We start from the raw sequence: 25,008 nt of genomic DNA on the forward strand, positions 1-25,008 counted from the left end.
GCACTGTTCAGAGGCGTTAAACTTACGCATCTGAGGTTGAACTGGAGAGGGAATGAGCGAACTGCAGCAGGAAAAGATCGGGCAGAATATGCTGTTGAAAATGGCCACGCTGATTGTGATTTTGGCGGGTATCAAAGCGGCATCAGAGATTCTGGTGCCGTTTTTAATGGCGCTGTTTCTGGCCATTGTGTTGAACCCGCTGGTCACCTATTTGATGCGCAAAGGCGTCAGGCGGGGCCTGGCCATCAGCCTGGTGATGCTGGGCGTGCTGATTGTTATTGGCCTGCTGGTGGCGATGGTGGCCGGATCGGTCAATGAATTCAGCGACATCTACCCGCAAATCCGCGCGCAGATGGAGCATAAGCTGGGGATCGTGCAGCACTTTGCCGCCACCTTCCATATCAACCTCTCCACCGAACGTATGGCCGAGCGGCTGGATCCGAATTCGTTGATGAACGTCGCCACCACGGTACTGAGCCAGTTCTCTGGGGCGATGACCAATGTGGTGCTGCTGCTGATGACCGTGGTGTTTATGCTGTTTGAGGTGCATCACCTGCCCTACAAGCTGCGTTTCGCGCTGGTGAACCCGAAAATCCGCATTGCCGGTTTGCATAAGGCGCTGAAAGGCGTCACCCATTATCTGGCGCTGAAAACGCTGATCAGTCTGATTACCGGGGCCGCCGTCTGGCTGTCGCTGTTTCTGCTGGGGGTGAAGTTTTCACTGCTGTGGGGCGTCGTCGCCTTTGTGCTGAACTTTATTCCCAATATCGGCCCAATCATTGCCGGCATTCCGCCGCTGATCCAGGCACTGCTGCTGAATACGGTGTTTGATGCCGCGATGGTCGCGGTGCTGTTCACCGTGATTCATATGGTATTTGGCAATATGCTGGAGCCGCGCGTGATGGGCAAAGGGCTGGGACTCTCCAGCCTGGTGGTGTTTCTGTCGTTGATTTTCTGGGGCTGGCTGCTGGGGCCGGTGGGTATGCTGCTTTCCGTGCCGCTGACCAGCGTGTGTAAAATCCTGATGGAAACCACGCCGGGCGGCAACAAGCTGGCGATCCTGCTGGGGAATGGCAGACCGAAAGAGAAAAAGGCGCTGACCCGAAGAAAGTCGGCGAGCGAATAAGCGGCGTTCCGGCCTCAACGGTGGCGGCTGAACCCGCCACCCACCTGATTACTGTCCGCTAAAAAGCCGATCGTAGACGTGCTGGATATGCCGCTCCATGCACGCTCTGGCTCGCTCAGGATCGCGTTCAATAATCGCCTGGCTGATATTGGCGTGATCCTGATTCATCTCGCGCGGGAAGTCGCTTTCAGCGTAGTGACTCTCCAGCCGCAGAAAACGGCTGCTTTTGCGCTTGTTCCACAAGTATTCCATCATCTCGGCCAGCACTTCGTTGCCGGTCATCGCGGCGATCAGCAGATGAAAGCGCTTGTCTTCATGCAGGAACTTCTCATCATTGACGTGCAGCTGGATCAGGTCCTGAGTGACTTCCTTCAGCTCGGCGCGCTGGTCATCCGTGCCATTGCGCGCCGCCAGCTCGGCGGTCATGCCCTCGTACAGCAACCGGGCGTTAATCAGCGCTTTCAGGCTGAATTCATCCTCCACCAGCGGCGCATCGGTTTTTGGCAGCAGGCTGCTGACAAACACGCCGTTGCCGGTGCGGATCTCCACCCAGCCGGTAATTTCCAGCGCAATTAACGCTTCGCGGATCGATGAGCGGCTGACGCCCAGCTGCTTTGCCAGCTCCCGCTCTGGCGGCAGCATTGCACCCGGCGCAAATTGCCCTTTGCGGATGCAGCCAATCAGCAGCGAGGAAATCTGCCGGTAAAGTCGTTCAGGTTTTAAGGTAGGTAATTCCATTATCCGCGCTCCTGCCGGGCCATCTGGCAGGCAGCTTAGCATAAGCCATCGGGCTTTTTGACCGTGGCCGACGGCCAAACCTGCGATCCGGATCACGGCACTCCACCGCCGTTGCGTTTTATCCTTGGTCCAGCGGCCTGACCACTGGGCCGGAACCGGTCTTTTCCTGCGTATTTAAGGAGCTCTGCATGGAACACACATGGCGCTGGTATGGCCCAAACGATCCCGTTTCGCTGGACGATGCCCGCCAGGCGGGAGCAACCGGCATCGTCACCGCCCTGCATCACATTCCGAATGGCGAGGTCTGGCCGGTAGAAGAGATTCAGGCTCGCCAGGCACTGCTGGCTGAAAAAGGGCTGGTGTGGTCGGTGGTGGAAAGCATACCCATCCATGAGTCGATCAAAACCCAGCGTGGTGATTATCAGCATTACATCGCCAACTATCAGCAGTCGATCCGCAATCTTGGTCGCTGCGGCATTGATACCGTCTGCTACAACTTTATGCCGGTCCTCGACTGGACGCGTACCGATCTGGCCTGGACCCTGCCGGATGGTGCCAAAGCGCTGCGCTTCGACCATATCGCCTTTGCCGCCTTCGAACTGCATATTTTACAGCGGCCGAACGCCAGCCAGGATTACGACGCGCAGGAGCAGAAAGCCGCCGCTGACTACTTCAATGCCATGACGCCGGACGCCATCGAGACCCTGACCCGCAACATTATTGCCGGGCTGCCCGGCGCGGAAGAAGGCTACACGCTGGAGCAGTTCCAGGCGCAGCTTTCGCAGTACGACGGCATCGATAAAGCCGGTCTGCGTAGACATATGGCGGCGTTTCTGCAGGCCATCGTGCCGGTGGCGGAAGCGTCCGGCATCGTGCTGGCGGTGCATCCGGACGATCCTCCGCGCCCAATCCTCGGCCTGCCGCGCATTGTCTCCACGCTGGAAGATATGCAGTGGCTGAAAGAGACCGTGGACAGCGTGCATAATGGTTTCACCTTCTGCACCGGCTCCTACGGCGTGCGGGAAGATAACGATTTAGTGAAGATGGCGGAAACCTTCTCCGACCGCATTCACTTCGCCCATTTACGTTCGACGTTGCGCGAAGAGAACCCGAAAAGCTTCCACGAGGCGGCTCATCTTGGCGGCGATGTGGATATGGTTGGCGTGGTGAAGGTGATTCTGGCGGAAGAGCAGCGTCGCCGTCAGCAGGGCAACACGCGCGGGATCCCGATGCGTCCCGATCACGGTCACCAGATGCTGGATGACCTGCACAAGAAGACCAATCCGGGCTATTCAGCCATCGGCCGTCTGAAGGGGTTAGCGGAAGTGCGCGGTGTGGAAGTGGCGCTGAAGCAGATCTATTTTAACGACTGAGGTTGCGGGGCCAGACGCGGGTCTGGCCCGTCATATATCGCCTAATCGACGATAAACAGCTGTGCGCCGGTGTGGGTCCAGGAGCGATGCGCTTCGGCATCATCGGCGACCTGATAACTCATCCCCGCCGTCAGGGTGAAGACCCGACCATCGTCGAGTTCGGTATGCAGCTCGCCGGAAAGACACAGCAGAATATGCCCTTTGGAACACCAGTGATCCGCCAGGTATCCGGCGGTATATTCGACCATTCTGACGCGAACCTCGCCGAAATGCTGAGTGCGCCACAGCGCTTTGCCGGTTTCGCCAGGGTGTTCAGTGGTGGCCAGTGCAGACCAGGCCGTGGTGCCAAACGGAATATCACTCATCTTCATGGTGCGGATGTCCTGGATTTAGGAGGCTGGTCGCAGCATAGCAACGGCGCAACGCGTATGTCCTGCTGTATTTAACGCCGCAACGGCTTAAAAATGCGCGTACTTGGTATAAATCAGCAAAGGGGTGTTTATGCTGTGAATACTCTCCCCGGTGCGCAAACGGTCGATAACCTCGATACCCAGCTCGATTTCCCGTTGAATATCATGGCCCAGCACGATGTCCATTTCCCCGGTTTCCAGCAGGCTGCGGGTATAGTCACTCAGCTCATGGCCGATAAACACCACCTCATTAGCCAGCCCCTTTTCCGTAAGGGCAAGAGCGACGCCGCGATTACCGCCGGCCATATTATAAATGCCGGCCATCGGCGGATTGTCTGCGAGAAACTTTTTCACGCTTTGATACGAGCTTTCCGATTCATCGTTGGTATTCACCCTTTCCACGACCGTCAGATGCGGAAACTCGACCCGTAACGCCCGGCGAAACCCCACTTCCCGCTCTTCCTGGGTGCGGTAGGTCGAGCTGAAAATCAGCAAAATATTGCCGGGCTTTTTCGGCAGCATCCGGCCCATCAGCCAGCCGGCGGTGGAGCCAGTGCTGATCTGATCCAGGCCGACATAGGCGGTGCGCCGCGAATTGGGCAGATCGCTGGTCAGGCAGATCACATGCACGCCGTTATCAATCGCCTCGCGCACCGCGCGGTTGATTTTAACGTCGTCGCGGCAGACCAGTAACACCGCTTCCGATTCTGCGGCACGGCGGGCGATCAGCTGGCTGAAGCGCTCGGTGTTCACCTGCACATTCGCCACGCTGTCAAAACTGAAGGCGATTTCCGGATGAGCTGCGATATAGCGCCGGGCTTCCTGCTCCACCAGGCTGATAAAACTGGTGCCGGACTCGCAGATAAAGGCGATGCGCCGCTGCTGCCCGGCAACGCCGCTCTCATCCCAGTTGCCGCCCAGTCGCTGTATCGCCAGTTTGACCTTTTTTCGCGTGACGTCACGCACGCCCGCGCGCCCGTTCAGCACCCGATCGACGGTGGCCATACTGATCCCGGCCTCTTTGGCGATTTCGGCGATGGTTGGTCCTTTCCAGCTGTTTTTGTCAGGCATGCCTGCATCCCTTTCCTTGCGCGTGAGGTGTTTTTCATCATAGTGCAAAGCCCGCATTCAGCCAGTGAGGCTAAGCCAATGATTCCAGTCTGTTTGCTGAAAAATGATGGACTTCACCTCATTTAAATATGTGATTTAACGCATTTTTTGATGATGCCGTTTGGCCTTTGCGTTGACTTTATTTCGGCCAAAAACGATCACTCATGCACCAACCCTTTCTCTCCCTCAGTTAAGGAATCACTGTATGTATAACGTTGCCCTGTTCGGTGCCGGTCGTATCGGTCAAATCCACGCGGCCAATATCGCGGCTCACCCAGATTGTCGCTTACAGTATGTGATCGACGTGTATCCTCCTGCCGCACAGGCACTGGCAGAAAAATACGGGGCGACGGTGGTGAGCGCCGAACAGGCGCTGGATGACAGCAGCATCAACCTGGTCGCCATCTGCAGTGCCACTATTACCCATGCCGACCTGATTGAAGCCTCGGCCAAAGCGGGCAAAGCCATCTTCTGTGAAAAGCCGGTGGATCTGAGTTTAGAGCGCGTCGAGCGCTGCCTGGCCACGGTCAAAGAATGTGGCGTGACCCTGATGGTCGGCTTTAACCGCCGCTTCGACCCGAGCATGGCGCAGCTTCAGCAAAGCCTGGCCGCAGGCGAGATTGGCAATACCGAAATCGTCACCATTATCTCGCGCGACCCCGGTGCGCCACCGGCGGAATACCTGAAAACCTCTGGCGGCCTGTTCCGCGACATGACCATCCACGATTTTGATATGGCGCGCTGGCTGCTGCAGGAAGAGCCGGTGAGCGTCTATGCCAGCGCCTGTTCGCTGGTCGATCCCGCCATTAAGGCGCTGGGCGATATTGATACCGCCGTCGTCACGCTGACCTGTGCCAGCGGCAAAATGGCGGTGATCACCAACAGCCGCCGCGCCACCTACGGTTACGATCAGCGCATTGAAGTGCACGGCAGCGAGGGAATGCTGGCGGTGAATAACCTGCCGGAAAGCAGCCTGGTAAAATCCGACATTGGCGGCGTGGTGGCGCAGAAACCGATGTATTTCTTCCTGCAACGCTATGCCGATGCCTATCGTCTGGAGTTCGCCAGCCTGATTGAGCACCTGAAGAGTGGCAAAGCCATCTCCCCTGGCGGCGAAGACGGTTTGCAGGCGCTGCGGCTGGCGGACGCCGCGCTGGCGTCGATGAACAGTGGGCAGGTGGTGCGGCTGTAACCCGGCCTAATGCGCCTCTGCGGTTACCGGCGGCGCGCTCGCGGCGGGTTTACGCATCAGCAGCACCATCAGCGTGGTGATGATGAATCCGACCATAATCAGCACAAACGCATCGGCAAAAGCCTGAGTTTGCGCTTCACGGAAGGTGATTGCAGCCAGCTGCTTCAACGCGGCGGTATGGGCGGTCGCGACGTCCATACCGCTCTGCTGCCAGATCTGCGTCAGCGTATCCAGCTGGCTGTCCATCGCCTGATTGGTCATATTCAGATGGTCACCCAGCCGGCTGAAATGCAGGTTCGTCCGGTCATTCAATACCGTCCCACACATCGCAATCCCGATGGCGCCGCCCAGGTTGCGCATCAGATTAAACAGTCCCGACGCCAGCTTCAGCCGCTCAGGCGGCAGCCCGCCCAGCGTCAGGGTTACCGCCGGGGCGACGGCGAACTGTTGCGCCGCGCCGCGAAAAGCCTGCGGAAGCAGCAGCTGTTCCGCTCCCCAGTCATGGGTAATCGGGGTGAAAAAGAACATCGACAGGGCAAACGCCGCGAGACCGATCATCATCAGCCAGCGCAGATCCACCCGGTTAGCAAACCACGAGTAGATCGGGATCGACAGGATCTGGAAGATCCCGGTGGAGAAGATCGCCAGGCCAATATCCAGCGCGCTAAAGCCGCGTAAATTGCCCAGAAAAAGCGGCGTAAGGTAGATGGTCGAAAAGATACCGACGCCGGCCATAAACGAGAAAAAACAGCCCAACGCAAAATTACGATCCTTCAGGGCCAGCAAATCGACCACCGGACGCGGATGCCGCAAGGTGCGCCAGATAAACCCTAGGCCCGCCAGGCCAGAAATCCACGCGGTGATAAGGATAGTGCTGTCATCCATCCAGCCCCAGCGCGGCCCTTCTTCCAGCGTGTATTCCAGACAGCCCAGCGACAACGCCATCATCAGCATGCCGGGATAATCCGCGCCTTTCAGCAATGACCAGTCCGGCTCATCGACGTTGACTAATATGGGCACCGCAATGGTGATAAACATCCCCGGCACCAGGTTAATAAAGAACAGCCAGTGCCACGAGTAATTGTCGGTGATCCAGCCACCGACGGTCGGGCCAAGCGTCGGTGCCAGCGAAGCCAGCCCGCCCACGGTCGCGGCGGCAATCACCCGCTGCGGCCCACTGAAGAAGGCAAAAGCGGTGGTGAACACCATGGGGATCATCGAGCCGCCCAGGAAGCCCTGCAATGCCCGGAAGGCGATCATACTTTGAATGTTCCACGCCCAGCCGCACAGCAGGCTCATCACCGTAAATCCGGCGGCGGAAGCGGCAAACAGCCAGCGGGTAGACATCACGCGGGCCAGCCAGCCGGAAAGCGGGATAACAATGATTTCGGCAATCAGATAACTGGTCTGCACCCACACCGTTTCATCGGTGCCTGCGGACAGCCCGCCGCCGATATCCCGCAAAGAGGCCGAAACAATCTGGATATCCAGCAGCGCGATAAACATCCCCACGCACATGGTGGCAAAGGCAAAAACCTTGCTTGCCATGCTCATGCCCGCAATACCCGCCTGGCCGTTCATTAGCGGTCCTGCTGGTTAACGTTGACGGTCACCGACAGGCCCGGACGCAACGCGCCAAACCGGCTGTCGTTGCTGTCTAACAGAATACGCACCGGCACCCGCTGCACGATTTTGGTGAAGTTGCCGGTGGCGTTTTCGGCGGGCAATACGCTGAACTGCGCGCCCGTTGCCGGAGAAAGGCTGCTGACATGGCCGTGAAACACCCGGTCGGGCATGACATCAGCACGGATTTCGGCTTTCTGGCCGGGTTTCATCTCCGCCAGCTGGCTCTCTTTAAAATTGGCATCGATCCATAATCCCTGGCTGGGCACCAGTGACAGCAGTTGCGTGCCGGCGGCAGCAAAGGCGCCGGGCCGCGCGCGGCGGTTACCGACCGTGCCGGCAAACGGCGCGCGGATGTCGGTATAGCCGACGTTCAGCTTCGCCATATCCAGCTGGGCCAGCGCCTGTTCAAGGGCAGCCTGCGCCTGCTGGCTGCGGGCATCCAGTACCGCCAGCTGACGCTGCGATGCGGTGGTTTCGGCCTGGGCTTTCTGTTCAGCGGCAACCGCCTGTTGCCAGGCGGCGGCGGCCTGCTCGCGACTCTGTCGGGAGACGGCGGCGCTGCTTACCAGCGCGGAATAACGCTGATTATCATCCCGCGTGCGGCGGGACTCTGCCTGCGCCGAACGCACGCTGGCCTGCGCGCTGGCAATTGTCGCCTGTTGCAGCTGACGCGTGGCGGCAATGTCCACCAGTTGCGCACGCTGCGCGCTGACGTTGGCCTGCGCCTGCGCCAGTGCCGCCTGATAATCCGCACTCTCAAGGGTAATCAGCCGATCGCCTTGCTGCACCTGCTGATTGTCCAGCACCCAAACCCGCGCAATATAGCCCGGCACTTTGGCTGACAGCACGCTGATATCGCCGCCGACATAGGCATCATCGGTTTGCTGCAGGTATCGCCCGGTGTTATACCAGTGCCAGCTATAGCCCGCCAGCGCGCACAGCAGGACAATCAGCAGCAGAAATGTTAGTGAGCGCTTACGGGGTAGCGTGAACCGGCGCGGTGCCGTGGCACCGTCATTCAGGGTCAGGCTCATGATGGGTCACGATAGATGCTGGGTGGGACAAATTTACCGGCAACCCCTGCCCGCTTTTGCTGCACGTACTCATGGCGATAGCGCACCGCCTCGTCGGCCGCCGGGCCGGGCACAGAGGCATATTCCGTGGCGGTGATCGCCCGGCCGGTCTGTTTATCGGTCAACTCCAGCTCGACCACGCGGCCTGAGCTGCGCTCGACCAGCTGCATCGAGCGGCCTTCCGGTGCAAGCCAGTTGTTGCCCCACTGCAACAGCGACAGGATCACCGGCCGGAAATCGCGTCCCATTTGCGTGAGGTGATATTCATAGCGCAGCGGCTTTTCGCAATAGGCGACCCGTTCAAGCAGACCGTCTTCTACCAGGTCTTTCAGCCGTCGGGTGAGGATATTTGGCGCAATATTGCTGCTTTTTTGCAGTTCATCAAACCGCGTCAGGCCGGCAAACATATCGCGCAGGATCAGCATGCTCCAGCTGTCGCCAATTCGGCCCAGGCTGCGGGCAATCGGACAGGACATCTGATAAAGGGGATCGGATTTCATGGCAGGCTTCCACTCGTGACTTGCATTATGCAAGTAACAGTAGCCAGGTCACTTGCATTATGCAAGTGACTTTATTTCGCCTGCCATCGGTCGCGCTGAATTCCTCATGTTCCAGCGAGGTGTTAACGCTACTGCGCCGTGAACACGCTGGTGTCGGTGATCGACTGGACGTCCACTTTCGCCGGCAGGATCGCCAGCGAGGAGAACAGATCGGAGACCTTCTGCACTTTCGCAATATCCTCCGCCGAGACCGGGCGAATGCCGTGAGAAATCCTGACGGTAATCGCCCTGGCGTCTTCCGGCGACAGTCGGGTCAGTGAAGAGTAAACCTGATTATATTCATCAGGATGCTGCAGCGCCCATTCCCGCGCTTTCGCCAGACGGCGGGCAAAGTCGGCTATCGCCAGCCTTTTTTGCGGATCCTTTAACGAACTCCCGGTGGCGGTAACAAATGACAGCGCGGTAGTCAGTCCTTTGCCGTCGCGCAGCAGGCGCGCGCCGTGCTGTTCGGCGATGCCGAGATAGGGATCGAAGGTCGCCCAGGCGGCAATCTGCCCGGAGTTGAACGCGGCGCTGGCATCGGTTGGCAGCACAAAACGGACCGGCACCGCATCACGCTTTACGCCCGCCTCTTCCAGCGCCTGATACAGCAAGTGCTGGGAAATGCTGCCCCGGGCGGAGGAGACCACCACCGGTTTGCCCGGCAGATCCTTGACGCTGTGGATCGGTGAATCGGCCGGAACAACCAGCCCATTCGAACCGGGATCGCCGACGTTAGTCGCAATAATCTTTAATTCCACCCCGCCTGAAGCCGCCATCAGTACCGGCAAATCCCCGGCATAGGAGGTATCCACCGCGCCGGCGCGTTGCGCTTCGAACAACGGCGCCGCGCCCTGGAAATTGGCCCAGCGATACTGATAAGGCGCGTCTTTCATTACGCCCGAGGCGTCCACCAGCGAACGCAGATTACGCGCCTGATCGCCCAGCACCAGCGTCACGCCTGAAAGGTCACTGGCCGCGCTGGCGGCATAAGTGGTGCAAAGCAGCAGCACAGCCGCTAAATATTTCATGGCGATCCCTTATTAAAGTGCGTTGCGTTGCAGCTGGCGGATATAGGCATCCCAGTGCAGGAGATATTTTTTGTTTTTAATGCCGTTATCAAACACCTGCGCGGCTTTCTCCGCCACGTCGTCCGGCACGATGGTCAGCTCGCTGCCGCCGGTCTGCGCAGCCAGCTGAGCCACGCAGGCGCGCTCCAGGTAATAGAGGTTATAGAAGGCTTCTTCAAGGTTGTTGCCGCAGGTCAGCAGGCCGTGATTGCGCAGGATCAGCGCGTTGAGATCGCCCAGATCGGCGACGATGCGCTGCTGCTCGTCCAGATCCAGCGCTATCCCTTCGTAGTCGTGATACGCCAGACGTTGGAAGAAACGCATGCTGTGTTGGGAAATCATCAGCAGACCCTTTTTCTGCGCCGCCACGCCAATCCCGGCGGCGGTATGGGTATGCAACACGGCATGGGTTTCCGGGCGCGCGCGGTGGATGGCGCTGTGGATCACGTAGCCCGCCGGATTAATGCCCAGACCGGTGGGATCGTCGATGATCTCACCATCCAGATCGATCTTAACCAGCGTTTCCGGGGTGATCTCATCGAAGGTTTGTCCGTAGGCGTTGATCAGGAAGTGAGGCTTTTCCCCCGGCACGCGCAGCGAAAAATGGGTATAGATATGGTCGGTCCAGCGGAGCTTCGCCGCCAGCTGATAACAGTGCGCCAGTTTGACCCTTGCCTGCCACTCCTCGTCCGTGATCCTGCTCCGTAAAGGCGCTGCACTTTTTAGTACCACCGCATCAGTCATTTTCGCTCCTGTTGTTGTCCGGGTTACGCGGCCAGACCGCGAAGGCATCCTGACACAGGAGAAAAACGGCGGGGAAACGATCAATCCGGCAATAATTTGCAGAATATTGACTAAAGCCCGGTCTCTGCGCTTATGATGCTGGCAGACTGTCTGGCTTTTCGTCAGCTATACCGTCATTTGCGGCTGGCCGGCACTTTTTTACGCAACGTTTTGTTGGGTTACAGAGGTACGACGTGGACTCTATTTTTAAGACCAGCCCGCAAAAGAAGGGCCTTTTTTTGACCATTGCCGGTCTGGCACCGCTGCTCCTCTGCCTGCTGTTTACCTTTATCGACGCCCGACAAATTGTACAACGTCAGCAATCCGTAACGGCCTCAATGCTGCTCACGCAGGCCGAGTCGATTAGCGATCAGGCGTGGAATATGGTCGGCTATCTGCGCAAGTTCTCCGATAAATCCTGCACGGACATTAATGAGCAGCTGCAGGAATACGCCTCGCAGTACCCCTATTTCCGCTCAATCGGCGTGATGCAGGATGACGAAGTCACCTGTTCGTCAATGTATGCCGGTTTACGCGGCGACCTGAAGACCATGCTGCAAGGCCCACCACCAGAAACGCGCAAAGCCTGGTGGATGACCTCGCTGGCCGGCACGTTTTCGGTAAAGGATCGCCCGGCCGTAATCTATGTGCGCGACACCCCGAGCATGTTTAGCAGCTATGCGATAGTGGATGGCCAGTATCTGCTCGACTTTATGGATGCGGTGGGCAAAAGCCACGATTACGCCATCGTGTTGCAGTTTGGCGGCGGTTACCGCATCGCCAGCGGCACGCTCCCGGATGAGCGCGCTTCCCTGCTCAGGGCGCATACGCTGGTTGAAACCTCGCAACGCTATCCGATTGTCGCCACCGTCACCTCGCCTGCGCGTGACCTGGCGTTAACCTGGCGCCACGGCATGGTGACCTTTATCCCGATGGCGGCCATTTTCTCGCTGCTGTTGATGATGGTGACCAACAACTGGCTGAAGCGAAAGGTATCGATCCGCGACCAGCTTAAGCGGGCGATTCAGCGCCGGGAATTCTCGGTAAATTATCAGCCGGTGTATAACGTGGAGACCGGCAAAGCCTCCGGTGCGGAAGCGCTAATGCGCTGGAAATTACCCAATGGCCGCTGGGCCAGACCGGATCTGTTTATTCAGGCTGCCGAAGAAGAAGGAATGATTGTCCCGCTGACCCAATCTTTATTGCAGAATATCGCCGAGGATATGCGCGACTGGCAGATCCCGCCGAACTTCCATATTGGATTGAATATCGCCGGTGAGCATATTCAGCATGCGGATTTTATGGCGGACATCCGTGAATTTGCCGCCAAAATAGCCCACCACCAGCCGAATATTACCCTTGAGCTGACCGAACGCAGCCTGATTTCCGACGGCGACGATGTGATCAGCAAACTGCAGCAGCTTCGCCGCGAAGGGATTAAGATCGCCATCGATGACTTCGGCACCGGCCACTGCTCGCTCTCTTACCTGCAAACCTTCCCGCTGGACTACCTGAAAATTGACCGTGGCTTCGTGAATGCCATTGAATCGGTTGAGGGCGAAGCGCCGGTGCTGGATGCGATTATCATGCTGAGCCATAAGCTGAAGCTGAGCATCGTGGCGGAAGGGGTGGAAACGCCGCTGCAGCTGGAGTATCTGAAAAAGCGTGGGGTGATCTTTATCCAGGGCTATCTGTATGCCCGGCCGATGACCGGCAGTGCGTTAATGGCGTGGATGGAAGAACAAAATCAGCAACCCTGGACGTCAGTGCCCGTCGCGGTGAGAGAAGAATAAAGGCGAAGAGTTAGCTGCGACGTTTAAGCGCGGCGCGTAATGCCACGTTGACCGTTTCGTCAGCCACCGGCGGGGTTATTTTTGTTTCGGCTTTAATCCCTACCGCTTCACGGCGTGCTTCTACCCGCTGATTAATGCGTTCCAGCGTCGGCATAATATGATCGGCCAGCTGCTGATACTCCTGATAAATTTCCTCGCGGCGGGAATTGACACTTTGTTCGGCCAGTTTTACACCCAATGCCTGAAAGCGTTCCACCATGCCCTGCATCTGCTTTGACAACAGTCCGTAACGGTTCAGCACCCCAGCCTGCTGCGCCACACTTTTGCTCTGTAAATGCACCTGCTGCACTATTTTATCGACACTTTCACCACAGTTCAGCCACGCGTTTTGCGGCGAAATAACCTGATTATCAATAATGTTAACGGCGTGATAATGACGCCAGAGACGTAAATTATTATCAATGCTTTCTTGCATATTAAGATAATAATTTTCAAAGGTGTTGCTATTTTTATTATACATTGCTGACTCCGCAAAAATGCGGCAGGAAGTATTACCCATAGTCTGTTCGCACGCAACAAATAACTTTTTTGAATGTTATTAACTAATTTAACTTAATTCAGCCAATGAATTATCAGCAATTAACGGTTCTGTTCTCTTCTATTATTCTGCTCATCAGAATGAATACCTGCCAATGGCCGTTTTGCCGTGAAGCAGCCCCGTCGGCGGCTGGCCCTGGCTTTGTTAAATTCCTTGTCTGAATCAGATTCGGTCTGTTGCATCGCTGTAGCTAATTTCAGACAGAAATTATGTTAGCCGCGTAAGAAACGATATACTGAATGCAGACAGTTATCTGTTGATGGGCGCCATTACCCACCACAAATCGCTGTCAGTGGGGCTTCTGGCCCTGCACTATTTGACCCGTTTCGCCCGGTGCCAGGTCTTGCGCACGAGCAGAAAGGGGCAAGAATCTAATTGGGAAACAGACAATTACAGGGTGTTTTATATGAAGCTACGTAGGAAGCGTGTTAAGCCGATTGGCTTAAAAGACGTAACGATCATTGATGATGCCAGGTTACGCAAAGCCATTACCGCAGCGTCGCTGGGTAACGCTATGGAGTGGTTTGACTTTGGGGTTTACGGCTTTGTGGCCTTCGCCTTAGGCCAGGTGTTTTTCCCGGGTGCCGATCCGGGCTTGCAGATGATTGCCGCTCTGGCAACCTTCTCCGTTCCTTTCCTTATTCGTCCTTTAGGTGGTCTTTTCTTCGGCAGACTCGGTGACAAATACGGTCGCCAGAAAATCCTCTCTATCACCATTGTTATCATGTCGGTCAGTACTTTCTGTATCGGTCTGATACCGTCTTACGCCACCATTGGCATCTGGGCACCGATCCTGCTGCTGCTGTGTAAAATGGCGCAAGGCTTCTCGGTCGGCGGTGAATATACCGGTGCGTCGATCTTCGTGGCGGAATACTCCCCCGACCGTAAACGCGGCTTTATGGGCAGCTGGCTGGACTTCGGCTCCATTGTCGGCTTCGTCACCGGTGCGGGCCTGGTCGTGCTGATCTCTACCGTCATCGGTGATGCCAAGTTCCTTGAGTGGGGCTGGCGTATTCCGTTCTTCGTGGCGCTGCCGTTAGGACTGATCGGCATCTACCTGCGTAACGCGCTGGAAGAAACACCTGCGTTCCAGCAGCACGTGGACAAGCTGGAAAAAGGTGATCGTGAAGGTCTGGCCGAAGGGCCAAAAGTGTCGTTTAAAGAGATTGCCACCAAGCACTGGAAAAGCCTGCTGGCCTGTATCGGTCTGGTGCTCTCGACTAACGTCACCTACTACATGCTGTTGACGTATATGCCGAGCTACCTGTCGCACAATCTTCACTATTCTGAAGATCACGGCGTGTTAATCATCATCGCCATCATGATTGGTATGCTGTTTATTCAGCCGATTATGGGCCTGATGAGCGATAAGTTTGGTCGTCGTCCGTTTGTGATTATCGGCAGTATCGCGCTGATGATTATGGCCATTCCTTGCTTCATGCTGATCAACAGTAACGTCACCGGGCTGATCTTTGCCGGTCTGCTGATCCTGGCGGTGATACTGAACTGCTTCACCGGCGTGATGGCCTCGTCGCTGCCAGCGATGTTCCCGACGCACATTCGTTACAGCGCCTTAGCCAGTGCCTTTAATATCTCGATTCTGGTGGCGGGTCTGACGCCAACGCTGGCCGCCTGGCTGGTTGAATATACCGCGAACCTCTACATGCCGGCTTACTACCTGATGGTGGTGGCGGTGGTGGGCCTGGTCACCGGTATCATGATGAAAGAAACCGCCAATATGCCACTGCGTGGCGCGACTCCGGCGGCTTCCGATATTCATGAAGCGAAAGAGCTGTTGCAGGAGCATCACGATAATATCGAAACCAAAATCGACGATATCAGTGAGCAGATTGCCGAGCTGGAAGAGAAACGTAAGCATCTGATTAATCAGCATCCCAATATCAACGAATAACGTTGGTCTGGACTGATAGCAGCAAAAGGCCCGCGAAATTCGCGGGCCTTTTTTTATGGCTTAACGTTTTTAGTGCCCATTTGCGGCGCTGTCTGGCGTGGTCCAGTAGGTGCCCTTTTCGGCTAACGGCAGGAACTGCTGATTCATCTCATCCAGCGTTTTACGCGGGTCGAGATCGGCAAACAGCTGGGGATGCAGCGCCTTAGCGAAGATCTCCACATCCAGCAGATGCCACGGACTCATATAGAAGTTGTGCCACACCGCCAGCGCCCGACCGTTGCGGATGGCCGGCAGCTGGGAGATGACCGACTCGTTCGCCAGCGCCTTGCTGAAGCTCTGCTGAGCCGCCGCCGCATTAACCTGCGGGCCAAGCTGAAGCTGCTCCGTTTGCTGCGGGCCGCCCGAGCCGGTGGCCAGGTAAACCTCCGGGTTGGCGGCAATGATCGCTTCCGGGCTGAGCTGGCCAAACACGCCGCCAAACCGACCCGTCGCAATATTATTGCCCCCGGCAAACGCCAGTAAATCGGCCAGATTGCCGTGGCTTACCGTGGTGCAACATTCCTCTCTGCGGCCGATATGCAGCTGCAACAGCACGCTCGGTTTTTCCGGATTGGCGGTGGCCAGCCGATCTCGGATCAGATTCATATGCTGCTGATAAAAATCAATAAAGCGTTGCGCTTTCGCCTGGTCATTCAGCGCTTCGCCCAGAATTTTCAGGCTCGGCACGGTGTTTTTCAGCAGGTCGACGCGGGTATCAATATAGATTACCGCAATGCCTGCCGCAGTAAGCTGCATCTGGAAGCTGTCATGATTGCTTTCCTGTTTGGCATACACCGGCAGGATCACCAGATCGGGCTGCAGGGCGATCACCTTCTCCACGCTGATCTGGGTATAATTCGACTTGCCGACCAGCGGGATGGTTTTGATCTGCGGAAATGCGTCAACGTAACGATCCCAGGTTTGACGATCCAGCTTTTGCAGATCGCCTGGCCAGCCCACCACCCGTTTCGCCGGATTGCCTTCTTCCACCAGCGCCAGGGTGTAAATCATCCGGCTTTCCCCCACCACAATCCGCTGCGGGTTATCCGGCACCTCTACCTTGCGTTGCAGAATGTCGGTGATGGTTTTCGCCGGTGCCACGCTGCTGACCAGCATCAGCAGCAGGCTGATCAATGCCCTGTTCATCGCTTTTCCTTCTCCGTTGGCTATCAGAAATCGACAGACGCTTGCAGATACATTACGCGCGGCTCGCCTTCACTCACCCGCAGATTACCGCCACTGGACTGGTAATATTCCTTATCAAACAGGTTGTTCATATTCAGCTTCAGCTGCGTATGTTTCCCCACCAGCTGGCTGTCCCAGGCGATAAAGGCATCCGCCACGGTGTAGTCCGGCATGGTGAAGCTGTTTTCAGGATCGCCGGCACGGCTGCCGACGTAGCGTCCGCCGCCGCCAATACGCAGTTCGCCCGGCAGCCAGGAGAAGCGCAGGGTGTGGCTCAGATACAGGCTGCCCATATTGGTTGGCGCGTTGACCAGGCGGTTGCCGACGTTATCCGGGTTAAGGTTGTCCTCAACGATCTCGGTTTTGTCATAGCTGTAGGTCGCCGTCAGGTTCCAGTCTTTCGCCACTTCACCGTTGATTTCAACTTCAGCTCCGGTCGAGCGGGCTTTCGGGATGTTACGGGTCACGCCGTTAATAAATACCGACATGTCTTTTTCATCAATGCGGTACAGCGCCAGCGTGGCAGAAACCGCCGGCACCACCTGCCATTTGGCACCGACTTCATAGGTAGTGCCTTTTTCAGTCGAGGCGACGTTGCCGTCGTCATCGGTTTGCGTCGATGGGGTAAATGACTGGCTGTAGCTGCCGTAAAGCGACAGATCCGGCAGGATTTTATACACCAGCCCCGCCTGTGGCAGGAAGCTGTCGCCCCGATCGTTCAGCGTGGTGGTGGGGTTGGTCCAGCCGCTGCTGGCGGTCTGGGTGTAACGCTGGAAACGGCCGCCCAGCACCGCAATCCACTTATCGGTCAGGTGAATGCTGTCTTTGGCAAACACTGAACGGCTGTAAAGGTTGGTACGTGTATTACTGATCGCGTCGCTGACGGTGCTGCTGCTGACTACCGGCTCTTCACCATATACCGGGTCGTACATATTGAAGGTTTTGGAAACTTTGCCGCGATAGGAATACGCCTTATAGGTTTCGTCCTGCTCGTAGTCCACACCCAGCATCAGATCGTGCTGCATCCCCCAGATCTCCGGGCTGCCGCCGATATCCCATGACAGATAGGTGGTCTGATGGTTAAAGCCACGGTTGGCGTCCGCCCGGCGCGAGACAATCCCGGTGGTGGTGTCGATAGCGGTGGCCCTGACTTCGTTGCTGTCATAGCGGCGCTGCATCCAGCCATAGTTAACGTGGGTCGCCCAGGTGTCATCAAGGTTATAGCCGTAGGTGACGTTCAGCCGCTTGTTTTTGCCGTAAGCATGGTTGGCGCTGTCGTCCAGCCGTTCGTTATAGGGAATATCGACCGGTTTTTTGTTGATAAAGGCGGTGCCACGGTCATACGGGATATCGTATTTATTTTCCATGTAGCTGATATTGAACGAGGCTTTTTCGCCAAACCAGCTCAGGGAAGGGGCAATCAGCGTATGTTGATTCACGCCAAAGTTGCGCCAGTAATCTTCGCGCTGGCGTTCGGCAATCAACCGGAAGGCAAAACCGTTGCCGAGCGGACCGGTGATATCCACCGTACCGGCACCGCCGCCGAAGCTGCTGGATTCGCCGCTGATATGGGTATTCCACTCATACTGCGGCTTTTTGCTGACCAGATTGATCACGCCGCCAGGATTAAGGATGCCATACATCAGGGAAGCCGAGCCTTTCAGCACTTCCACACGATCGATGGTCGAATCCATCGACAGGCCCTGATTGCTGCGGATGCCATCGAGGAAAATCGATCCGTCCGAGTTGGCGCCAAAACCACGCTTAACGAAGCCATCTTCAATACCCCCGAGCGTATTGCCCTGGGTGACGCCGCTGACAAACTTCATCGCGTCGTTAACGGTTTTGACCTGGTAATCCTTGATCACCTGCGACGTCACCACGCTGATCGACTGCGGGGTGTCGTTACGCGGTGTGGCGGTGGTGCCGCCAATGGTGGCGGTATCCTGGCTGTAGCTGCCCACCGCCGTCGCCGTATCGGCATTGACGGTCAGGGTGCTCTCTGCCGCCAGCGCGGCGCCGCTGCCCAGCAGGCTGACAAACAGAACTACATGCGATTTTCCATGGAGGCGCGTGAAGGTGGAAACGGAGAAACGTGGCGTTTTCATAAAGTGAGTGCGATGTCGTTAGTGTTTTTGTGCGCGAATGATAATAACTTTCATTTCTATTATCAATCTCACTGATAGCCTGCGCCTTTTAGTAAATAAAAAAAGGGCCCGAAGGCCCTTTCTACATCGTGCAACACGCCGTTAGCTGGCCAGCGTGATCTCGATTTCTAGCGCCGCCATTTCCTGCCGGGCGGAGTCCGGCAGATAGGGATCGGTAATAACCGCGTCAAAGCGGGCCAGCGGCAGCGCGAGGAAGGTGGCGATCTTGTTGTATTTTGAGCTGTCAGCCAGCAGCACCCGTTTGCGGCTCACTTCACTTACCGCCCGCTTTACGGTGATCTTCTCCGCATCGGGAGTGAAGATGCCGCGCATTCCCCAGCAGGACGCGGAGATAAAGGCGATATCAATCGACAGTCCCTGCAACGCCAGCGCCGCCGCATCGCCGACGCAGGAACGGTTATCGCGACAGAGCGTGCCGCCGGTGTGGATCATCCGGCACTGGCTGTTGTCGATAAAGAAGTTGGCAATCACAAAGTCATTGGTGACGATGGTTAAATCGTCCCGCATACCCAGCTCACGGGCCAGCGCCAGCGTGGTGGTGCCGGCATCCAGATAGATGCAGCTGTTGCGGGGAATATGCCGGGCCGCCGCTTCGCCAATCGCCTGCTTCTCCTGGCTGAACATGCTGGTTTTATCCAGATGTGACGGCTCGCTGGCCAGTCGCTCGGTAGAGCGTACGCCGCCTGACACCAGCATGACCGCGCCCTGCTCTTCCAGCTTCTGCAGATCCCGCCGGATGGTCATATGTGACACCGCCAGCCGATCGGTCAGTTCAGCAATGCTCACCACGCCCTTTTCCTGCACCAGCGCTAAAATTTGTTGATGTCTTTCGACCGGGATCATGGTCTCTCCTTGTGAGCGGGTTATCTGCGGGACAAGTGTAATGGAGCAGAGGCGCGGTCTGCACCCCAATTTTTATCATTTTATCACGCATACGGGTAACTACTCAGGTTTTGATCGACCAGCGTAAAAGCACATAGCACTGATAATAAAGGGTTTAATGCTTTATAGCGCGATTCACACGCATGTTAAACCTTGTGAAATGCAGGTTAATTACTGTTAATTAATGTGATGCGCGTCACCAATCCTGGTGATAAAAGCGCCTATACTTCACACAACAAAACAAATTATCACCTAAATTAACACGGAGAGCGTATGCCTAACGCATCATCAATGTCGGTCTGTGTCGTTGGCCTCGGGTCTATGGGCATGGGTGCGGCGCAATCCTGTATCAAAGCCGGCCTGAACACCTACGGTGTTGACCTGAATCCTGCCGCGCTGCAAACGCTGCTGAGCAGCGGAGCCAAAGCGGCCGAAACCCGTGCGGATGGCTTTGCCGAACAGTTAGATGCGGTGCTGTTGTTGGTGGTCAACGCGCAGCAGGTGAACCAGATCCTGTTTGGTGACAACGGCCTGGCGGCCCATCTGAAGCCCGGTACCGCGGTGATGGTGTCCTCCACCATCTCTTCTCAGGATGCGCTGCTGATTGAACAGCGTCTGGCGGAGCATCAGCTGATCATGCTGGATGCGCCGGTCTCTGGCGGTGCGGCGAAAGCGGCGCTGGGCGAGATGACGGTGATGGCCTCCGGCAGCGATAAGGCCTTTGCGCTGCTGCAACCGGTGCTGGATGCCGTGGCAGGCAAGGTCTACCGCATTGGTCGCGAAATCGGTCTCGGCTCGACGGTGAAAATCATCCACCAGTTGCTGGCAGGCGTGCATATTGCGGCCGGTGCCGAAGCGATGGCGCTGGCGGCGCGCGCCGGCATTCCGCTGGATACCATGTATGACGTGGTCACCAACGCGGCGGGTAACTCGTGGATGTTTGAGAACCGTATGCGTCACGTGGTGGACGGTGATTACTCGCCAAAATCGGCGGTGGATATCTTCGTCAAAGATTTGGGTCTGGTGGCCGACACCGCCAAAGCGCTGCACTTCCCGCTGCCGCTGGCCTCCACCGCCTTTAACATGTTCACCTCCGCCAGCAACGCCGGCTATGGCCGTGAAGACGACAGCGCGGTGATCAAAATCTTCAGTGGCATTACCCTGCCAGCGAAAAAGGAGCCGCAATAATGCGCCTGGGCGTGATAGCAGATGACTTCACCGGTGCCACCGATATCGCCAGCTTCCTGGTGCAGAACGGCATGGCGACGGTACAGGTAAATGGCGTGCCGGCCGAGCCGCTGGCATTGGAGGCTGAGGCGATTGTTGTCAGCCTGAAATCCCGCTCCTGCGCTCCTGAGAAGGCGGTTGCCGACTCGTTGCAGGCGCTGGCATGGCTACAGCAACAGGGCTGCGAGCGCTTCTACTTTAAATACTGCTCGACCTTCGACAGCACCGCCAAAGGCAACATCGGTCCGGTTACCGACGCGCTGCTGGCCGCGCTGGGCGAAACCCAGACCATCATCTCCCCGTCACTGCCGGTCAATGGCCGCACGGTGTATCAGGGACATCTGTTTGTGATGGATCAGCTGCTGTCCGATTCCGGTATGCGCCACCATCCGGTGACGCCGATGACCGACAGCAACCTGCTGCGTCTGATGGAAGCCCAGAGTGAAGGCAAAGCCGGACTGATTAACAGCCAGACGCTGGATCGGGGTGCCGACGCCGTCCGTCATGCGCTGGCTGAACTGAAACAACAGGACGTGCGTTATGTGGTGCTGGATGCGCTGAACGAACAGCATCTGCTGACCCAGGGCGAAGCGCTGCGGGAAATGACGCTGGTGACCGGCGGTTCCGGCCTGGCGATCGGGCTGGCCCGTCAGTGGGCAAGCAGCGCCCATAACAGCGCGCAGGCGCAGGCCGCCGGCACGCCGCAGGGCGAGCGCGCGGTGGTGCTGTCCGGCTCCTGCTCTAACATGACAAATCGTCAGGTGGCGCGTTACCGCGATCAGGCGGCGTCTCTGGCGGTTGACGTTGAACGGGCGCTGGCACAGCGTGACGCCTATGCGATCGAACTCTGTGACTGGGTCGCTGAGCACAGCGGCGAAAGCCTGGCACCGCTGCTGTTCGCCACCTCTGAACCGGACACCCTGAAGCGTATTCAGCAACAGTATGGTGCCGAGAAAAGCAGTGAAGCGGTCGAGCAGCTGTTTGCCGCCGTGGTGCGTGAACTGCAACAGCGTGGCTGGCAGCGCTTTATCGTCGCCGGCGGTGAAACCTCCGGCGTGGTCGCGCAGACGCTGAATATCGATGCGTTCCATATCGGCCCGGTGATCTCGCCCGGCGTGCCGTGGGTCAAAGCCGTTTCCCAGCCGATCTCGCTGGCATTGAAATCCGGCAACTTTGGCGATGAAAACTTCTTCGCACGCGCTCAACAGGAGTTCTCGCTATGACTGAACAACAAGCACGGGAAGAGATGGTCCGGCTGGGCGCGTCCTTCTTCCAGCGCGGTTATGCCACCGGTTCGGCGGGCAACCTCTCGATGCTGCTCGAAGACGGTACGCTGCTGGCCACACCCACCGGCTCCTGCCTCGGTGAGCTGGTCGCCGACCGGCTGTCGAAAGTGACGCTGGAAGGGGAATGGATTGGCGGGGATAAGCCCTCGAAAGAGGTCAGCTTCCACCGCGCCATCTATCTGAACAACCCGGCCTGCGGGGCAATCGTCCATCTGCACTGCCTGTATCTGACCGCCCTTTCCTGCCTGGAAGGCCTGGATCCGCAGAACTGCATCCGCCCGTTTACTCCGTATGTGGTGATGCGCGTCGGCGATGTGCCGGTAGTGCCCTATTACCGTCCGGGCGATGCGCGGCTGGGTGAAGACCTGGCGAAGCTGGCGCCGCATTACAAAGCTTTCCTGCTGGCCAATCATGGCCCGGTGGTGGTAGGCAAAACCCTGCGTGAAGCGGCGGACAACACCGAAGAGCTGGAAGAGACCGCCCGCCTGATCTTCACCCTGGGCGACCGCCCGATTCGTTATCTGAACGATGACGAAGTGGCTGAATTACGGAGCTAAACATGCCTAAGTTTGCTGCCAACCTCTCAACCATGTTTACCGAACTGCCGTTTATGGCGCGCTTTGACGCGGCAGCGGCAGCGGGATTCCGTGGCGTGGAGTTTCTGTTCCCTTACGACTATGCCGCCAGCGAGTTAAAGCAGGCGCTGGAACGTAACGATCTGGCGCTGGTGTTGTTTAACACCGGGCCTGGCGATGTGGCCGCCGGCGAATGGGGGGTCTGTGCCATTCCCGGCCGTGAAGAAGCCGCCCGTCGCGATATCGATATGGCGCTGGAATACGCGCTGGCACTCGGTTGCCCGCAGGTGCATATCATGGCCTCCACCGTGCCGGAAGGCGCAGATCGTGAAGCTTACAGCCAGACCTTTATCAGCAACCTGCGTTACGCCGCCGACCGTTTCGCGCCGCACGGCATCCGCATTTTGCTGGAAGCGTTAAACCCGAAAACCAAGCCGGGCTATCTCTATTCCAGCCAGTACCAGACGCTGGAGATGGTTAAACGCATTGACCGGCCGGGCGTGTTTACCCAGCTCGATCTGTTCCATGCCCAGCTGGTCGACGGCAACCTGAGCCATCTGATCACCGCCTTTAGCGGCCAGTATCAACACATCCAGATTGCTTCCGCACCGGATCGCCATGAACCGGACGCAGGCGAAATCAACTACCCGTGGATCTTCGATTTAATCGATCGCAGCGGCTATCAGGGCTGGATCGGTTGCGAGTACTTCCCGCGCGGCGTCACCACCGACGGGTTGGGCTGGTTCGACGCCTATAAATAGTTAACGACGTACCGAGTAAACGCTGCGCGCCTTTAGCGCAGCGTTGGCTTTCTGTTGCCTGAATCAGGCCAGAGCCAGGGATGACCTACCCATACCATGTTGAAAAGCATGATAAAATTATAAAATCCTACGAGGCTGAAATAATGTCCACCGCCCTGTTATTGACTATCGCCGTCGCCAGCGTGCTGATTTTGCTGCTGATGGTGATCAAACTGAAAATCCATCCGTTCGTCGCCCTGTTGGTGGTCAGCCTGTTAGTGGCGATCGCCACCGGCATCCCGGCGGACAACATTATGAAGGTGATCGTTGCCGGGATGGGCGGCCTGCTGGGGTCGATTACCATCATCATCGTGCTGGGCGCGATGCTCGGGGCGATTATTGAATCCTCCGGCGGCGCGGAGTCGCTGGCGCAGCGCTTCACCCATGCGCTGGGCATCAAACGCACCGTCGCCGCGCTGACCATGGCCGCCTTTATTCTCGGCATCCCGGTGTTCTTTGAAGTCGGCTTTATTATTGTTATCCCGCTGATTTACGGCTTCACCAAGGTCGCGAAGGTCTCACCAATCAAATATGGCCTGCCGATGGCGGGCGTGATGCTGACCGTGCACGTGGCGTTACCGACGCACCCCGGTGCGGCAGCGGCGGCGGGCCTGTTGGGCACCGACGTGGGCTGGCTGATGCTGCTGGGCATCGCGGTGTCGATCCCGGTTGGCGTGGTGGGTTACTTTGTGGCGAAAGCGATGAACCGCCGTCAGTATCATCTGTCGCTGGCGGTGCTGGAGCAGCTGCAGCTGGCTAAACCTGAAAGCGCGCCGGGAAAAACCGGGACGCAACCACCGGGCGCAACGCTGATTGCTTCATTGATCGTGGTGCCTATCGTGCTGATTGTGGTGGGCACGCTGGCGCATACGGCGCTGCCAGAAGGCAACGTTATCCGCCAGCTGCTGACGTTAATCGGTACGCCGGCGATTGCGCTGCTGATTGCGCTGGCGCTGTCGGCCTGGCTGCTGGCGCTGCGTCGTGGCATCAGCAAAGAGAAGCTGGGTGAACTGCTGGATCGCGCTATCCCAAGCTCGGCGGGAGTGATCCTCGTCGCCGGTGCGGGCGGTGCTTTTGGTAAAGTGCTGGTCGAGTCCGGCGTGGGTAAAGCGCTGGCGCTGTCGCTGGAAACCATCCATCTGCCGCTGATCCCCGCCGCCTTTATTCTGTCGCTGGCGCTGCGGGCATCGCAGGGATCGGCAACCGTGGCGATCCTCACCACCAGCGGACTGCTGACCCAGGCCGTCACCGGCCTGAGCGATATGCAGCTGGTGCTGGTTACGCTGTCAGCCTGCTTTGGCGGACTGGGCCTGTCCCACGTAAACGACGCCGGTTTCTGGGTGGTCACCCGTTACCTCGGCCTGTCAGTGGCGGACGGCTTGAAAACCTGGACCGTGCTGACCACGGCGATGGGCGTCACCGGCTTTGTGCTGGTCTGGCTGCTCTCTGCGGTGATTTAAGGGCTTTATGCGGCAGAGCCCGACTCTGCCGCACGCTGTTAAT

General features: G+C 57.5%; 22 protein-coding genes. 10 read left to right on the forward strand and 12 right to left on the reverse strand.

All coding sequences use genetic code 11. The annotated features are described in order from the left end of the window. Nucleotides 1-52: 52 nt before the first annotated feature. On the forward strand, nucleotides 53-1,126 hold the full coding sequence (locus EBC_RS23055; protein ID WP_013204278.1) for an AI-2E family transporter: 1,074 nt from the start codon (nucleotides 53-55) through the stop codon (nucleotides 1,124-1,126). 48 nt (nucleotides 1,127-1,174) lie between these two features. On the opposite strand, the gene EBC_RS23060 is transcribed toward EBC_RS23055, so the two are convergent. Continuing rightward, nucleotides 1,175-1,864, reverse strand: a complete 690-nt coding sequence (locus tag EBC_RS23060; protein ID WP_013204279.1) for a FadR/GntR family transcriptional regulator — start codon at nucleotides 1,862-1,864, stop codon at nucleotides 1,175-1,177. Nucleotides 1,865-2,052: 188 nt separating this feature from the next. Here EBC_RS23060 and uxuA point away from each other — a divergent pair, with 188 nt between their 5' ends. Then, on the forward strand, nucleotides 2,053-3,237 hold the full coding sequence (gene uxuA, locus EBC_RS23065) for a mannonate dehydratase (protein ID WP_013204280.1): 1,185 nt from the start codon (nucleotides 2,053-2,055) through the stop codon (nucleotides 3,235-3,237). 41 nt (nucleotides 3,238-3,278) lie between these two features. On the opposite strand, the gene EBC_RS23070 is transcribed toward uxuA, so the two are convergent. After that, nucleotides 3,279-3,608 (reverse strand): DHCW motif cupin fold protein, encoded by a 330-nt coding sequence (locus EBC_RS23070; RefSeq protein ID WP_013204281.1) that lies wholly within the window; start codon nucleotides 3,606-3,608, stop codon nucleotides 3,279-3,281. A gap of 87 nt (nucleotides 3,609-3,695) precedes the next feature. After that, a complete protein-coding gene (locus EBC_RS23075) occupies nucleotides 3,696-4,718 on the reverse strand; it encodes a LacI family DNA-binding transcriptional regulator (RefSeq protein ID WP_013204282.1) in 1,023 nt (340 codons plus the stop codon). 244 nt (nucleotides 4,719-4,962) lie between these two features. Here EBC_RS23075 and iolG point away from each other — a divergent pair, with 244 nt between their 5' ends. Continuing rightward, nucleotides 4,963-5,949, forward strand: a complete 987-nt coding sequence (gene iolG, locus EBC_RS23080) for an inositol 2-dehydrogenase (protein WP_013204283.1) — start codon at nucleotides 4,963-4,965, stop codon at nucleotides 5,947-5,949. Nucleotides 5,950-5,955: 6 nt separating this feature from the next. On the opposite strand, the gene EBC_RS23085 is transcribed toward iolG, so the two are convergent. The 5 genes from EBC_RS23085 to EBC_RS25610 form a co-directional block, all read right to left on the reverse strand. Further along, nucleotides 5,956-7,530 carry a DHA2 family efflux MFS transporter permease subunit gene (locus EBC_RS23085; RefSeq protein ID WP_013204284.1) on the reverse strand — a complete coding sequence of 525 codons (1,575 nt, stop codon included), beginning with the start codon at nucleotides 7,528-7,530 and terminating at the stop codon, nucleotides 5,956-5,958. Next, nucleotides 7,530-8,609, reverse strand: coding sequence for an HlyD family secretion protein (locus EBC_RS23090; RefSeq protein WP_013204285.1), 1,080 nt, complete (start codon nucleotides 8,607-8,609; stop codon nucleotides 7,530-7,532). The genes EBC_RS23085 and EBC_RS23090 overlap by 1 nt, the downstream gene beginning before the upstream one ends. Further along, complete coding sequence (locus EBC_RS23095; protein ID WP_013204286.1) at nucleotides 8,606-9,148, reverse strand: winged helix-turn-helix transcriptional regulator; 543 nt, start codon at nucleotides 9,146-9,148, stop codon at nucleotides 8,606-8,608. Before EBC_RS23095 ends, EBC_RS23090 begins: the two co-directional genes overlap by 4 nt. 128 nt (nucleotides 9,149-9,276) lie before the next feature. After that, a complete protein-coding gene (locus EBC_RS25605; protein ID WP_013204287.1) occupies nucleotides 9,277-10,218 on the reverse strand; it encodes an ABC transporter substrate-binding protein in 942 nt (313 codons plus the stop codon). Between the two features lie 12 nt (nucleotides 10,219-10,230). Then, entirely contained in the window at nucleotides 10,231-11,001 is a 771-nt protein-coding gene (locus tag EBC_RS25610; protein WP_013204288.1) for a class II aldolase/adducin family protein, read from the reverse strand. Nucleotides 11,002-11,234: 233 nt separating this feature from the next. On the opposite strand from EBC_RS25610, the gene EBC_RS23110 reads away from it, so the two are divergent. Continuing rightward, nucleotides 11,235-12,833, forward strand: coding sequence for an EAL domain-containing protein (locus EBC_RS23110; protein WP_013204289.1), 1,599 nt, complete (start codon nucleotides 11,235-11,237; stop codon nucleotides 12,831-12,833). A gap of 10 nt (nucleotides 12,834-12,843) precedes the next feature. On the opposite strand, the gene EBC_RS23115 is transcribed toward EBC_RS23110, so the two are convergent. Beyond that, nucleotides 12,844-13,353: a hypothetical protein gene (locus EBC_RS23115; protein WP_013204290.1), complete on the reverse strand. Its 510-nt coding sequence runs from the start codon at nucleotides 13,351-13,353 to the stop codon at nucleotides 12,844-12,846. Nucleotides 13,354-13,837: 484 nt separating this feature from the next. Between EBC_RS23115 and proP the strand changes: the two genes are divergently transcribed. Continuing rightward, complete coding sequence (gene proP / locus EBC_RS23120) at nucleotides 13,838-15,343, forward strand: glycine betaine/L-proline transporter ProP (protein WP_013204292.1); 1,506 nt, start codon at nucleotides 13,838-13,840, stop codon at nucleotides 15,341-15,343. A 69-nt stretch (nucleotides 15,344-15,412) separates the two neighbouring features. On the opposite strand, the gene EBC_RS23125 is transcribed toward proP, so the two are convergent. From EBC_RS23125 to ygbI, 3 genes are all read right to left on the reverse strand, one after another. Then, entirely contained in the window at nucleotides 15,413-16,528 is a 1,116-nt protein-coding gene (locus tag EBC_RS23125) for an ABC transporter substrate-binding protein (protein WP_013204293.1), read from the reverse strand. 23 nt (nucleotides 16,529-16,551) lie between these two features. Further along, nucleotides 16,552-18,675: a TonB-dependent siderophore receptor gene (locus EBC_RS23130; RefSeq protein ID WP_013204294.1), complete on the reverse strand. Its 2,124-nt coding sequence runs from the start codon at nucleotides 18,673-18,675 to the stop codon at nucleotides 16,552-16,554. A 141-nt stretch (nucleotides 18,676-18,816) separates the two neighbouring features. Further along, a complete protein-coding gene (gene ygbI, locus EBC_RS23135) occupies nucleotides 18,817-19,578 on the reverse strand; it encodes a DNA-binding transcriptional repressor YgbI (RefSeq protein WP_013204295.1) in 762 nt (253 codons plus the stop codon). A gap of 312 nt (nucleotides 19,579-19,890) precedes the next feature. Here ygbI and ltnD point away from each other — a divergent pair, with 312 nt between their 5' ends. The 5 genes from ltnD (at nucleotide 19,891) to EBC_RS23160 (ending at nucleotide 24,965) form a co-directional block, all read left to right on the forward strand. Next, on the forward strand, nucleotides 19,891-20,805 hold the full coding sequence (gene ltnD, locus EBC_RS23140; protein ID WP_013204296.1) for an L-threonate dehydrogenase: 915 nt from the start codon (nucleotides 19,891-19,893) through the stop codon (nucleotides 20,803-20,805). After that, nucleotides 20,805-22,067: a 3-oxo-tetronate kinase gene (gene otnK, locus EBC_RS23145; RefSeq protein WP_013204297.1), complete on the forward strand. Its 1,263-nt coding sequence runs from the start codon at nucleotides 20,805-20,807 to the stop codon at nucleotides 22,065-22,067. The genes ltnD and otnK overlap by 1 nt, the downstream gene beginning before the upstream one ends. Continuing rightward, nucleotides 22,064-22,687: a 3-oxo-tetronate 4-phosphate decarboxylase gene (gene otnC, locus EBC_RS23150; RefSeq protein ID WP_013204298.1), complete on the forward strand. Its 624-nt coding sequence runs from the start codon at nucleotides 22,064-22,066 to the stop codon at nucleotides 22,685-22,687. The genes otnK and otnC overlap by 4 nt, the downstream gene beginning before the upstream one ends. Nucleotides 22,688-22,689: 2 nt before the next feature. After that, nucleotides 22,690-23,466: an HPr family phosphocarrier protein gene (locus EBC_RS23155; RefSeq protein ID WP_013204299.1), complete on the forward strand. Its 777-nt coding sequence runs from the start codon at nucleotides 22,690-22,692 to the stop codon at nucleotides 23,464-23,466. A gap of 143 nt (nucleotides 23,467-23,609) precedes the next feature. After that, nucleotides 23,610-24,965 (forward strand): GntP family transporter, encoded by a 1,356-nt coding sequence (locus EBC_RS23160; RefSeq protein ID WP_013204300.1) that lies wholly within the window; start codon nucleotides 23,610-23,612, stop codon nucleotides 24,963-24,965. Nucleotides 24,966-25,008 lie beyond the last annotated feature (43 nt).

The sequence above is a fragment of the Erwinia billingiae Eb661 genome (assembly GCF_000196615.1).
Lineage (GTDB): Bacteria > Pseudomonadota > Gammaproteobacteria > Enterobacterales > Enterobacteriaceae > Erwinia > Erwinia billingiae.